This is a genomic window from [Clostridium] celerecrescens 18A, from assembly GCF_002797975.1.
Classification (GTDB): domain Bacteria; phylum Bacillota; class Clostridia; order Lachnospirales; family Lachnospiraceae; genus Lacrimispora; species Lacrimispora celerecrescens.
In genome coordinates, this window is sequence record NZ_PGET01000001.1 from 4929286 (window position 1) to 4943213 (window position 13928).

Sequence of the window (13928 nt, forward strand, 5' to 3'; positions counted from 1 at the left end):
CATGAATGATTTAAGCCCTGAACTTAAGAAGCTGTTTTTAAAATATGATGGAGATACGAAAAAGCTGCTGCAGGAGAATCCAAACCTGGATTACCTCTATGCATTGTCAGATATACGCGAGAACCTTCTGGAGTGGTATGAATTTGATGAGGAGAGCTCTCTGCTTCAGGTAGGGTCTGATTACGGCGCCCTGACCGGCTTATACAGCAGGCGGGTCAAAGAGGTAACCGTCCTTGACCCTGACAGTAATAATCTGTCATTTAATCGTTTGCGCAATGAAAAACAGGGAAACATCCGATATATAACCGGAGATTTAGACACCTTTGAAGAGGATGGCTTTAACTATGTGGTGATGGTGGGCTCCTTAAGGCCGCCATATGACAAACACATAAGAAAAGCAAAATCCCTTTTAAAGCCGGAAGGAAAGCTGATCCTTTCCGTATGCAACCGCCTGGGACTTAAATATCAGGCCGGTGCGGTTCCTGATCAGGACCGGCTTTCAAGGGCAGAGGTCCTGGAGCTTTTGTGCGGAGAGGACGGAGGATCGGGTAATGCCGAATTCCATTATCCCATGCCCGACTACCGGCTGCCCATCACCCTGTATTCCGATCAATATCTGCCAGGTAAGGGAGATTTAACTCACGCCATTCTGGCCTATGATTATCCGAAATATCTGAAGTTTGATTTAGGAAAGATGTTCGACGAGGTATGTGAGGGAAAGCAGTTTGAGACATTTGCCAATTCATTTTTAACCATTTGGAGCCGTCATGAAGAAAATTAACTTTGTAAAATACAACAAAACCCGCAGGGAAGAGTTTCAGATCCGCACAAGTCTGGTGGAAGAGGAAGGCTGTCCATTTGTGGAGAAGACAGCCTTAAGGCCTGAGGGTGTTGCTCATATAAAATCACTTGGTGAAAAATATAAAAGCCTTGCGGCGCAAAGCCAAAAGCTTAAGGTCGCCGGGGTTTCCATAAGTCCGGATGAAAAAACCGCCCGTTTCGAATTCCTTAAAGGCCAGACCCTTTCTGAGCTGCTTGGAAGGGGGATCCGTAACGGAAAGGTTTCCGTATCCCATATGGAAGACGGGCTTTCCCTGATCCTGGACGTAAAGGAAAACTGCATCATCCCCTTCACCATTACGGCCGAATTTGAAGAGGTATTTGGAAAACTCGCTAAGGCTGATGAAAAAGATTGGGCGTTTAAAACCTCCAATATTGACTGCCTTTTTGAGAACATCATGATGACCGAGGACGGTCCTTATCTCCTGGACTATGAATGGGTATTTTCCTTCCCAGTCCCAGTCACTTTTATAAAGTTCCGGGTTCTTTATTACTTTTACGAGCAGTATAAAAGCCTTTTGTCCTATGGTTCCATGGAAGCCTTTATGGAAGAGTTCGGCGTGGAGGAAGAGCGTATTGGAACGTATGAGGAGATGGAACGCAGCTTTCAGGATTATGTCCATGGAGAGAACCAGCAGATCTATCTGGTCAATTACATGCAGGAAACCCATTCCCTGCCCGAGGATATGTACGGTTTATCACAGGTGATCGATGAGACAAAGGAACGCCTTTCCCAGATGGAAATGGAGATACGGGAAAAGGATGTGCTTATTACTAGGCAGCAGGAAGAAAAGCGCCTGACCGACAATCATGTATCCAACCAGGAGATGATCATTCAGACCCTCCGGGCGGATTGCGACAATATGAGAGAGATGATCACCTGGCTTCAGGGGCACGAGGCATTAACCTTCCGTGCCAGAAGAAAGCTGGGAAGAATCTTTAACGAAAGGTTCCCAAAAGGGACCAGAAAGCGGAAGCTGCTGTTTTATGCCAAGGACACGGTATTTCATCCGCTGAAATCTTTCCGCCTCTATACAACTGAGGAAGGGAGGAATCTGATCGAAGGAGATATGAAGATTGGAGATGCCTACCGTACCCATGGAAAGCTCCGTTTTATTAAAGAGGGCCATCCCATGGTATCCATCGTGATCCCGGTATACAATCAGATTCATTATACCTATGCCTGTCTTGCATCTATTCTGGAACATACCAGGGATGTGGTATATGAGGTCATCATAGCAGACGATGTTTCTACAGATGCAACGGCTGAACTTTCAAAATTTACGGAAAATGTGGTCATATGCCGAAATGAAACCAACCAGGGATTTTTGCGGAACTGCAATCAGGCAGCCCAAGCTGCCAGAGGAAAATATGTCATGTTTCTTAACAATGACACCCAGGTAACAGAAGGGTGGCTAAGCAGCCTGGTGAACTTAATCGAATCAGACCCAACCATCGGCATGGTAGGGTCCAAGCTGGTTTATCCTGATGGGCGCCTGCAGGAAGCAGGGGGGATCATCTTCCGTGACGGTTCCGGCTGGAATTACGGACGCCTTGATGATCCGGACAAGCCGGAGTACAACTATGTAAAAGATGTGGACTATATATCCGGAGCCGCCATTCTTCTTTCCAATGACTTATGGAAGCGGATCGGCGGATTTGATGACCGGTTTGCTCCTGCCTATTGTGAGGATTCTGACCTTGCCTTTGAGGTGCGTAAGGCGGGCCTTCGGGTGGTTTACCAGCCTTTATCCAAGGTCATACATTTTGAGGGCATTTCCAACGGAACGGATGTCAATGGCTCAGGCCTTAAGCGGTACCAGGTGGAAAATGGCCGTAAGTTAAGGGAAAAGTGGGCAGCTGAATTCAAACTGCAGAGTGAAAACGACGGAAATCCCGATGTATTCCGGGCCAGGGAGAGAAGCCAGGGCAAAGACATCATTCTGGTGGTGGATCATTATGTTCCCACCTATGACCGGGATGCCGGTTCCAAGACCACCTTCCAGTACTTAAAGATGTTTTTGGAAAAGGACTATGTGGTGAAGTTCCTGGGAGATAATTTCCTTCATGAGGAACCTTATTCCACCGTTTTGCAGCAGATGGGAATTGAGATTCTTTACGGCAAGGAATTCCAGGTGAAAATCTGGAACTGGTTAAAGGAGCATGGAGATGATATCAAGGTAGCTTATTTGAACCGTCCCCATATTGCTGCCAAATATATAGATTTTATCAAAGATAAAACAAACATTAAGATGATCTATTATGGGCATGACCTTCACTTTTTAAGGGAAGGCCGGGAGTATGAGCTGACCGGAGATCCTAAGAAAAGGGAGTCCTCTGAATACTGGAGGTCCGTGGAGCTTCGCCTGATGAGAAAGGCTGCGGTATCCTATTATCCTTCTTATGTGGAACGGGAAGCCATTCATGAGATAGAGCCTACCATCCGTGTGAAAGCCATTGTGGCCTATGTTTATGAAAAGTTCTTAAACCACATTCCTGATAACTTTGAAGAAAGGGAAGGACTCTTGTTTGTAGGAGGATTTGCCCATCCGCCTAACGCAGATGCAGTTTTGTGGTTTGCACAGGAAATATTCCCCCTGATCCGGGAACGGCTTCCCATCGATTTCTATATCGTGGGTTCCAAGGTGACGGATGAAATCAAGGCTTTGGAGCAGCCTGGCAGCGGAATCATTGTAAAGGGATTTGTATCAGAAGAGGAACTGACAAGACTCTATTCAAGCTGCAGGGTAGTCGTGGTGCCTTTGCGTTACGGTGCAGGAGTTAAGGGAAAAGTCATCGAAGCCTTATATAACGGAGCTCCGGTGGTCACCACCTCCATCGGTGCAGAGGGAATTCCGGAGGCAGAAAAGGTCATGGTTGTGAGAGATGAACCGGCTGCCTTTGCAGAGGAGGTTATTTCCCTGTATCAGGATACGAAACGATGCAAGCAGATGTGTATGGAAACCCAGAATTATATCCGCAGCTATCACAGTATAGATGCTGCCTGGAACGTAATCGGAGAAGACTTTTAAACGGCAAACAGGTAAACCCGTCCCGGTGTGACCGGGCACGGTGCCATGCCGTTTTAAGCCTTTGGCTATGCCGGACGGCAGAATGCAAGGGCGTACTTGAATGAAGAGAAAGGAACTATGTAGAAAGAGAGGGGAAAGGAAGGGGATCGCATGGAAGAGAAAAAAAGAGACCGGCTTCTGTTCTGGGATATTTTAAAGGGAATCGGAATCGTATCCATAGTGTTTGGTCATTCACAGAACCTGGGAATTGCCATTCGGACGGTGTATTATTACCATCTGGCCATATTCTTTTTCATCTCAGGATACTTGTATAATGAAGAGCGTTACGGGGATGCCCCCTTTGACTTTTTTGCAAGGCGGTTAAAGAATATGTGGGTGCCCTATTTCTGTTATGGTGGCCTGTTCGTTTTACTACATAACCTGCTTTCAAAGTATCTGCTTTTTCTGTCGGATGCACACTACGGCAAAAAGGAGATGATCCTTGCCATGACAAATACCCTGTTCTTACGATGCCCGGAGGCCCCGTCAGGTGCGATGTGGTTCGTGCCGCTTATGCTGGGGGCAGGAACAGGCTTTTCGGTCATTCTCTGGTTCTGCAGGAACTATCTTCCGGATTCCTTCCGGCCATGGGCAGCAGCGGCTCTCTGCGCAGGAGCAGGGCTTATTGGTGCAGCCCTGATCCGGAGGGAGATTTACTTAAACTACCACCTTCAGACCGCCCTATTGGTGATTCCGGTTTACTATGGCGGATATGCTGTGCGGACATGGAAGATTTCCATAGAAAAATATGTGACATGGTATGGTGCCGCTTTATGCGCAGGGCTTTTCTATTATTTCCTGATGTTTACAGAGGAAAGTGTGGAGCTTTCTGCCAATCAGATACCAGGAGGGATTAACTTTTATATCATATCTGCAGCCGGTATTTATCTTTGCTGCTTTGCAGCCAAGTGTCTGCAGAAGATTCCCATCGCCGGGAAGTCTGCGGCACTGCTTGGAAAATATTCCTTTGATATCATGGCTCTGCATTTTCTGGCATTTAAGGTCTGTGACCGGATTTATGCCCAGATGATACTGGAGCCCACGGAAAATCAGGGAGGCTTCCCCCATTCTTATCCGGAACTTCATGTTCTGTATCTTGTTCTGGGAATTGTCCTTCCGGTCTTATTTGCAATTGGGGCAAGAAAGGTCATCCAAGGTCTGGGAGGCATGCTTCGGTCCCGGACAGGGAGTCCGTGGAAATGATCTTCCTGGATTGTTCTAAAGGATGTATGATATACTATCCGCGAAAGCAATGAGCGGTGCGAAATAAGTCTGGGAAAGATTATCTTAGTCCTTGAACCGCGGACTTATGTTATAATAACCATAAGAAAAAATATCAGGAGGGTACAGTTATGCAGGCAGTTTTACTGGCAGGCGGCCTTGGCACACGGCTTCGTTCCGTAGTAAGCGACAGACCAAAGCCAATGGCGCTGATCGGAGACAAGCCATTTATGGAATATGTAGTATTGGAGCTGGTCCGCCAAGGAGTGACGGAGATAATTTTCGCCGTAGGCTATAAAGGCTCGATGGTAGAAGAATATTTTAAAGACGGATCCAAATGGGGGATCCGGGTTTCTTATGCTTATGAAGAAGAGCTGTTAGGAACCGCAGGAGCCATTAAAAATGCAGGATCTCAAATACATTCAGACCGATTCTTAGTACTAAATGCTGATACCTTTTACCGGATTGATTACAACAAGCTTATGGAACTTGGCAAAGAACGGGATTTAGACATGGCCCTGGTACTCCGGGAGGTGCCGGATGTGTCCCGTTACGGACAGGCTTTTTTAGATGATGGCTGGCTTACGGCCTTTAATGAGAAGACGGAGGAAAAACGCCGGGGAACCATAAACGGCGGCATTTATTTACTCAGGCGTGATCTGCTTGATGAGATTCCTGAAGGAAAGGTGTCCCTGGAACAGGTAATGATTCCAAAGTGGCTTTCAGAAGGGAAAAAGCTGGGCGGCCTTGTAAGCAGCGGGTATTTCATTGATATAGGTATTCCGGAGGATTATTACCGGTTTGCAGAAGATGTAGGGAAACACCTTACAGGTATACCTTTACACCCGATGAAGCGGGGTGCGTTGTGCCCGGAGAGCATGGGCGGAGAGGGGAAAGGAGAGGTGAACTTATGGTAATCAGAGGACGTGCTCCCCTGCGGGTGAGCTTTGGAGGAGGAGGAACCGATGTAGCTCCCTTCTGTGTGGAGCAGGGGGGAGCCATCATCGGCAGCACCATCAATAAGTATGCATACTGCTCCATCGTACCAAGGGCTGATGATCAGATCATCGTTCATTCCCTGGACTTTGATATGACGGTAAAGTACAACACGAATGAAAATTATGTGTATGACGGACGCCTGGATCTGGTAACGGCGGCGTTAAAGGCAATGGATATCAAACAGGGCTGTGAGGTGTACTTACAGTGCGATGCTCCTCCCGGATCTGGCCTTGGTACTTCCTCCACTGTTATGGTGGCTTTATTAACGGCCATGGCCAAATGGAAAGGCGTGGAAATGGACAGCTATGCCATGGCAGACTTAGCCTATCAGGTGGAGAGAGAGGACTTAAAGATCGACGGCGGTTACCAGGACCAGTATGCTGCTACCTTTGGAGGCTTTAATTTCATCGAGTTCCACGGCCGTAACAATGTGGTGGTAAACCCTCTTCGTATAAAAAAAGAGATTATCCATGAGCTGCAGTACAATCTGCTTCTTTGCTATACAGGGAACATCCATGTATCCGCCAACATCATAAAAGACCAGGTGAAAAACTACGAAAAGAAGGATCCATTCGATGCGATGTGTGAGGTAAAGGCGCTTTCTTATGCCATGAAGGATGAGCTGTTAAAAGGAAACCTTTACAGCTTTGGAAAGCTTCTGGATTATGGCTGGAAGAGCAAGAAGCGTATGAGCAGCAAGATCTCCACTCCCCATATTGACGAGCTTTATGAGGAGGCATTAAAGGCAGGTGCTCTGGGCGGAAAGCTTTTAGGAGCCGGCGGTGGCGGATTCCTTCTGGTGTACTGTCCCTATAATGTCCGCCATAAGGTGGCCGCACGTATGGAAGCAGCCGGAGGACAGCTTACGGACTGGAATTTTGAACTTCGGGGCGCGCAGGCGTGGATCACAGACGAAAAACGCTGGGATTACCAGGAGGTCCGGGTGGCTATACCAGGAGGCGAATATCGTTTTCAAGTGTAGTCTCAAAGGGCGCATCAGTTAAAAAGAGAGGAAACAGAAGGGAAGAACCATGGACAGGATCGTATTTTTAGACCGGGACGGAACCATCAATGAAGAAGTAGAATACCTGCACCGGCTTAAGGATCTGGTGATCCTTCCAGGGGTGCCGGAAGCCTTAAGGCGGCTTAGGGAACAGGGATTTAAGCTTATAGTAGTCACCAACCAGGCCGGAGTGGCAAGGGGATATTACGGGGAAGAGGATGTGAAAGCTCTCCATGAATATTTAAACAGCCTTCTTTCTAAAGAAGGAGCCCTAATTGACCGCTTTTATTACTGTCCCCACCATCCGGTCCATGGGATCGGAAATTACCGGGTGGAATGTCACTGCCGGAAGCCTGAAACAGGTATGTTTGAAATGGCAGAGACAAGCTTTCAGGTGGACAAGTCTCATTCTTATATGATCGGAGATAAGCTTCTGGATACAGAAGCTGGAAGAAGATATGGGGTGAACACGGTTTTAGTAGGGACCGGATATGGAAAAGAATTATACGGCAATCTGACCCAGTCAGAGAAAAAGAATTCTTTTGACTTCTATGCCCCCGCTATGAAAGAAGCTGCAGACTGGATACTGAACAGAGAAGGAGTGTGAGAAACATGGAACCTATGAATTATTTAGAAGAGCTGATCGAACGTTACCCTGTACTGGCTGGCGTAAAGCCTCAGATCAGAGAAGCTTACGAGATCCTGGAATCATGTTATGAAAACGGTGGAAAGCTGCTGATCGCAGGAAACGGCGGAAGCTGTGCGGATGCAGAGCATATTGTAGGAGAATTGATGAAGGGGTTTGTAAAACGCCGTCCCGTATCAGAAAGTTTTGCCGCAAAGCTCTTAGAGGCAGACCAAGCGTTTGGAAAGGAACTTGGAGAAAAGCTTCAGGGGGGCCTTCCGGCTATCGCCTTAACCGGCCATTCCAGTCTTTCCACAGCATTTTTAAACGATGTGGACGGGGAAATGGTCTATGCCCAGCAGACATATGGATACGGAAAAAAGGGAGATGTGCTTTTGGGAATATCCACCTCCGGTAATGCAAAGAATGTAATGTATGCCGTAACAGCAGCAAAAGCTATTGGCATGAAAACCATCGGTCTTTCCGGGAAAGACGGAGGGCTTTTAAAGATGGCAGCGGATGTGACAGTAGTGGTTCCGGAAACAGAGACATTTAAAATCCAGGAACTCCACCTGCCGGTTTACCATGCCCTCTGCCTGATGTTAGAGGAACGATTCTTTTAAGCGTGAGTTAAAATAAGAAAGGGGCTAAAGATGAAAGATAAAAAGTGGATAACTGAGTGGAAGGAAGAGATCATCGCAGCCGTGCTTTTGCTGGGATTTGCTTTTTTCATAAACAGGGGGATAGCAATTAAAGGGCTTTATATGGATGATTTATATCTTTGGTCCTGTTACGGAGAGCAGTCTTTCCGTGAGTTTGTATTCCCTCTGGGAAGTACCCGGTTCCGTTTTGTCTATTATCTGGCGGCCTGGCTGGAACTGATGGTCTTTGGAAACCACATCGGCTGGTTTGTTCCTTTTAATATTCTTTTAAACAGCTGTATTGCCTATACGGTTTACCGGTTCGGAAAGCGTTTGTCAGGCAAACGGTTCATTGGCTTTTTGTGCGGGATTTTATACTTGCTCTCCCGGATGTCCTACTACCAGATCAGCCAGGTATACGGTCTGATGGAAAGCATAGCGCTGTGGGCAGCTATCGGCATATTCTACTGTCTCTACCGTTATCTCTCCGATGAAGAGGAGAGAAGGTGGCTTGTACCGGCTGCAACGGCAATGTATTTCTCTGTCTGCTTTATTCATGAACGCTATATGGTGCTTCTTCCCTTATTTTATGCTGCGTTTCTCATGAAAAAGGAGAGGAGTCTAAAGCCATGGCTGAGCATTACCGGGGCGTTCCTGGCGGTTCAGGCGATCCGCTTTCTTACCATCGGAAGTATTTCTCCGGCAGGGACAGGCGGAACGGACGTGGCGGATACCTTCCATCTTTCGGAAACCATCCGGTATGCCTTAAGCCAGGTGCTTTACTTATTTGGAATCAATGCAGGCCCTGATCATTTAAATGGACTTAGCTGGGGAAGATCGCCTTACTGGGTACATGTTCTTGTGGTGTTTGCAGACTTCCTTCTCCTTATTATGATCGTGATATTTCTTGTGACCATTATACGGGAGCGGAAGCAGATGAAAAAACGCCTCCCTGTGATCTGCTTGTTTCTTTTATTCATCGCCCTATGCATCGGCTCTTCCAGCGTCACCATCCGGGTGGAGACCCGGTGGATCTATGTTTCCATGACAGCGGCGTGGTTGTTTGCAGCTTACATGTGCGGTGTGGTAAAGCGTGTCAGGCCTTTGATATACTGCGGTCTGTTCCTGCTTTACGGCATTCTCATGCTTCCGGTAGAAAGTTTTTACCGAGGGAAATACGAGAATCTTTATTATTGGTCATCCCAGCTGCGGTACAATTCCCTTGGAGAAGAGACTTTCGGAAAATATAAGGAAGAGATATTTGGAAAGAAAATATACATCATCGGCAATTCCTATGAGATGAGTGATTTTACTGCCAGGACCTTTTTCAAAACCTTTGATAAGAAACGGCTGGCAGAGGGAACCGAAGTTACTTTTATTGAATCCATTCACGATATTGGCCTGGTGACTCCGAACATGCTGATACTGAGGGAAGATCCGGCTCATAACGCATTTCAGGATGTAACAGAATTTGTCCGGGACTTAAAATTTGAGCCCGTCTATGGCTGTTATGAGGACGGCTGGCTGGATGAAAGCGCCAAGGTCCGGATTATGGCAGGGAAAGAAGGCAAGATCGGATTTAAATTCTATTATCCCGGCGTTATCACAGGTCTTGAACAGATTACCGTGACTATAAATGGAACAGAAAAGCAGGTCATTCCCATCACTTCCAATACGGTGACTGCTGAAATTGACACGACCGCCTTTCAGGTTACGGAGCTGACTTTTGAAAGTAACTTTTACTACGAAAATGCATCGGAGCAAAGAGGAGAAAAGCACCTCTCCGTCGTTGCTTCTATAACTGCAAATTAAGGGCATAGGAGAAACGCATGAATAGAAAGTATCTGTACGGCCTGTTTCCCCTTTTGGGGACTGTTTTTGGCCTCTGGTATATCTTTACGGCAACCTGTGACGGAATCTATACCGATTACGTCCGCCTTGTGAACAGCTATCTGCCTGACGTATGGAATCCGGCTAAGTTCTTTGTTCCGGATGTCCTGACCAGGATTCCGGTCAATTATCTTGGAAGGATCCTTAACGTCTCACTTTTTGGATACAACACCATGTTTGACCGGGTGTTAGGCGTCCTGGCCCTTGGATTATCCGGCCTGGCTCTGGGAAGCTACTGCAGCCGCAGGAAGGTTTCTCCTGGCTGGTTTGGGGCTTTAATGATCGTACTTTTCAGCCTTAATAAGTGGGAAATGCTGACCAATGGAAGCGGCTGGGCCCACTTCCTGTCTTTTGCCTGCTTTTATTACCATTATGAAGTGATGGACCGGGTATGGAGTGGACAGGAAAAGAAATATGACAGGATAAAGCTCCTGCTTCTTCCGTTTTTAACAACGCTGCTGGTGGCAGGCCCCTACTGTGCAATCTATTCGGTGACGGTAATAATAGCCTGCGGTATAATGTTCCTGTTAAATAAAGGCGGTTCGAGAAAGGTCTGGGGGTTAAACGGACTCTGTGCACTGATTCCTCTTCTCCTTTATTTGTGGAGCAATGCCTATGCGGTGGAAGACCACGCGGCCCCAGCGACCGTTCCTCTCTTAGTCCAGTTGAGAGATACGCCCGGTTTTTTTGTTCGTTTTTTAATAAAGTCCTTTTCGTCCATGGTCATAGAAGGGGAGCAGGCTGAGCACATCTTTCGGACCAATACACCGTTTCTGATCCTTGGTTCTCTGGTTATCCTGCTGTATCTGTTTGCGCTATGGCTAAATCTGCGGTACCGCTTGTATGAAAAGACGGTCTTACCGGTCATTCTCATCGTATCGGGTGGACTGAACCACGTGCTCATCCTTTTATCCAGGTGGATATTTCTTCAGGAAAATTACGGTTTAAGCTCAAGATATGCCCTTCAGTTCCAGTCCGGGATCCTTGGAATCTTGCTGACCTTTGCCTTATTATCGAAGCAGTGGAAGAATAAAAGGAATACGTTTCTTAGAATCGCTGCCTGCGGGGCCTGTGTGATGTTTCTGGCAGGAAACTGCTACACCACGTATGCAGAGATAAAAAAAGCCCCTAACCGCAGAGATAGCTTTGATAGAATGGCCGTGTTAGCCTTAAACTTTGAAACTGCCACAGATGATGAACTTCGGGCCGGTTTTGAATACAGGCCCAGCCGGCCTGACAGCGGGGCCAAGGTGCGGAGCGCGCTTACAATATTAAAGGAAAACGGATACAGTATATTCCGTAATGATTTTAAACGGTAACGGATCCGGTAGTACCATCAGTAAACAAAATGACAGACGGGGGTTTTTATGGGTCGATTGCAGAAGCATAAATATGGAATCCTGCTGTTCATGGTTTTTTCGGCAGCAGGGATCCTGTATTCTCTGAATCAAATTTTAAACCAGGAAGTTTTTCAGTGGATTATGAACCAGAGGGAATATAAGACCATGATGGCAGAGACGGCGGAGCTGTTTGCTGCCTTCTGTTTATCAGGGTTTTTATTCCCTAAGAGCAGGCAGAAACTTGTGGCGGCGGTCCTTATTACGGCCGTCTTTTTGTGGGCGCATGTGGCCTTTGTTCCGGTGCTTGTATCCGGTCTTTATCTGGCATATATCCTGTTTTTCGGACGTTTTCTCCGGGTATCCTTATGGAGACTGCCAAAGGAAGATGGACTGGCTTCTGACTTTCTCACCGGTGCTGTCTTTCTCATCGTTATATTTTGCCTTATGTCAGCAATTGGCATTGGCTCCATCGCTCACCTGACCGTGTTTGTCTTTATCAGCGGCGGAATCCTGCTTCTTTTCGGAAGATACTGTCTGGGAAACGGAGAGAATGGGCATGATTTGGTTTTTAGCGGCAAAGAGGTTTTTTTAATAGCATTTCTCCTGACCATGGTGTGCCTCCAGGCGGGGCGGCTTAACATTGCCGTAGATTACGACAGCCTGTGGTATGGGGTCAGGTCCCGGTATATCCTGGACAATGGACATGGAATTTATGAAAACCTGGGAACCATTGGGATCGTCTACACTTACTCCAAGGGCTTTGAGGTTCTGACCCTGCCCCTGTCCCAGCTTCCTTCCTATAGCTTTGTGACCTCGATTAATCTGTGGCTGTCCCTGGGAGTTCTTTTTATGAGTTATAAAATCGGACGATTTTATATGAAACGGGAGCAGGCGATCTTTTTGGCGGCCCTGTTGTCAGGAGTTCCAGGCATTATGAATATGGCAGTCACAGCCAAAAGTGATATCATTACGCTGCTTGTTCAGGAGATCATGTTGTATTACCTGCTGTGCTATATAAAAGCGGGTAAAAAGTCCTGGCGTTATCTGGGCTACGGCACAGCGGCATTTTTCCTCAGCCTGACCTTAAAACCAACTGCTCTGATCTTTTCCACCGCTGTCTTTGGAATGGGATTATTATATCTGTTAGGGAAGTTTTTGCTTCCCAGATTCGGAGCGGAAGGGGGAAATATTGGCGGGTTGGCAGTTGTGGCAGGCTCACTTTTGGCTTTAGGAGGAATCTGGGCAAGAACTCAGGTATTAACAGGTCTTCCCCTTACCTCGGTGTTCTCCTCCCTGCTTACAAGGATAGGATTTCGATTGAAATATCCGTTCATGGTTAATACCATACCCAATTCAGGCGCAGGAATGTCCATAAAGGAAAGGACTGTGCACCTGGCAAACCGGCTCCATGGATTTTTCTTTTGCCCTGTAGGAGAGGATATGGATCATGTGATCCTGGCCTGGGGTGGATTTCTGCTTTACTTTCTTCTCTTATTGTGGATTGTAAGCTGTTTTTACGGCAAGAATGTGGATAGAGGGAAAAAATCTCAGCTGTCCGTTTTCCTAAAAGTCATCTATGTACCGTTTTTGGCGGTCAATCTTATCAGTTTAGGTATGCTGACCCAGGTTGACGGGAATTACTTCATGCTGTTCTATGTACTTACGGCGGTCTATGTCTTAAAGGCAGCGGTTGAAACAGGGGAAAAGACTGTCTGGCGGGGAGGCGTAGGAGCCGGAGTCTGGGTGTTTATGTTTGCTGTATTTTTCACAGCCATGACCAGCTGGAACTGGAGCCTTGGATTTACACCTGTGTCATTTCATCATAAAGGCTATTACAACCATCAGGAAGCAGCAAGACAGGACATGGTATCAAAGGGAAATGGAGAGATATGGGATTTCCTTGCTGCCGACCCGGAAACCCGTCTCATTGCCATTGGAGACCATCCGGATGTACTGGCATTCCCATGTAACGTTCAGTCTTATGATGACATAACAGGGGTATGGGGGAATGTGACCCTGGTAAAGAAAATGGATTATTTCGTGGAATTTATGGATTATGCAAAATCAGATTATGTTTATGTCCAGGCAGGCTATACAGGAGAAGAGAACCGTTCCTATACCCTGGTCAGGGATTTGATCGAATGGGGGAAACTGATACCTGTGTGTTATGATAACGGAAACCTTTTGGCCGCAGTGGAGGTGAACGGGGATTACAGTGAAAAATCAGCACGGGCATTGACAGAATTTGAACAATGTTATATAAAAAAGAAAGCAAATGATAATCAATAGCATATCCAC

10 protein-coding genes are annotated in these 13928 nt (G+C 46.9%); all 10 read left to right on the forward strand.

What is annotated here, in order from left to right:
- Nucleotide 1 precedes the first annotated feature (1 nt).
- The 10 genes from H171_RS22455 to H171_RS22500 all read left to right on the forward strand — a co-directional run bounded on the left by H171_RS22455 (nt 2) and on the right by H171_RS22500 (nt 13919).
- A complete protein-coding gene (locus tag H171_RS22455) occupies nt 2–781 on the forward strand; it encodes a class I SAM-dependent methyltransferase (RefSeq protein ID WP_100307115.1) in 780 nt (259 codons plus the stop codon).
- Nucleotides 768–3872, forward strand: coding sequence for a glycosyltransferase (locus H171_RS22460; protein WP_100307116.1), 3105 nt, complete (start codon nt 768–770; stop codon nt 3870–3872). Before H171_RS22455 ends, H171_RS22460 begins: the two co-directional genes overlap by 14 nt.
- 150 nt (nt 3873–4022) lie before the next feature.
- Nucleotides 4023–5114, forward strand: a complete 1092-nt coding sequence (locus H171_RS22465) for an acyltransferase family protein (protein ID WP_100307117.1) — start codon at nt 4023–4025, stop codon at nt 5112–5114.
- A 149-nt stretch (nt 5115–5263) separates the two neighbouring features.
- Nucleotides 5264–6049, forward strand: a complete 786-nt coding sequence (locus H171_RS22470; RefSeq protein ID WP_100307118.1) for a nucleotidyltransferase family protein — start codon at nt 5264–5266, stop codon at nt 6047–6049.
- On the forward strand, nt 6043–7113 hold the full coding sequence (locus H171_RS22475) for a GHMP family kinase ATP-binding protein (protein WP_100307119.1): 1071 nt from the start codon (nt 6043–6045) through the stop codon (nt 7111–7113). Before H171_RS22470 ends, H171_RS22475 begins: the two co-directional genes overlap by 7 nt.
- 49 nt (nt 7114–7162) lie before the next feature.
- Complete coding sequence (locus tag H171_RS22480; protein WP_100307120.1) at nt 7163–7741, forward strand: D-glycero-alpha-D-manno-heptose-1,7-bisphosphate 7-phosphatase; 579 nt, start codon at nt 7163–7165, stop codon at nt 7739–7741.
- 5 nt (nt 7742–7746) lie between these two features.
- Complete coding sequence (locus H171_RS22485) at nt 7747–8382, forward strand: D-sedoheptulose-7-phosphate isomerase (RefSeq protein ID WP_100307121.1); 636 nt, start codon at nt 7747–7749, stop codon at nt 8380–8382.
- A gap of 30 nt (nt 8383–8412) precedes the next feature.
- The gene (locus H171_RS22490) at nt 8413–10212 is read left to right on the forward strand and encodes a hypothetical protein (RefSeq protein WP_100307122.1); all 1800 of its coding nucleotides are present in this window, start codon (nt 8413–8415) and stop codon (nt 10210–10212) included.
- A 17-nt stretch (nt 10213–10229) separates the two neighbouring features.
- Nucleotides 10230–11609, forward strand: coding sequence for a hypothetical protein (locus H171_RS22495; RefSeq protein WP_100307123.1), 1380 nt, complete (start codon nt 10230–10232; stop codon nt 11607–11609).
- A gap of 48 nt (nt 11610–11657) precedes the next feature.
- Nucleotides 11658–13919 carry a glycosyltransferase family 39 protein gene (locus H171_RS22500; RefSeq protein WP_100307124.1) on the forward strand — a complete coding sequence of 754 codons (2262 nt, stop codon included), beginning with the start codon at nt 11658–11660 and terminating at the stop codon, nt 13917–13919.
- Nucleotides 13920–13928: the final 9 nt, after the last annotated feature.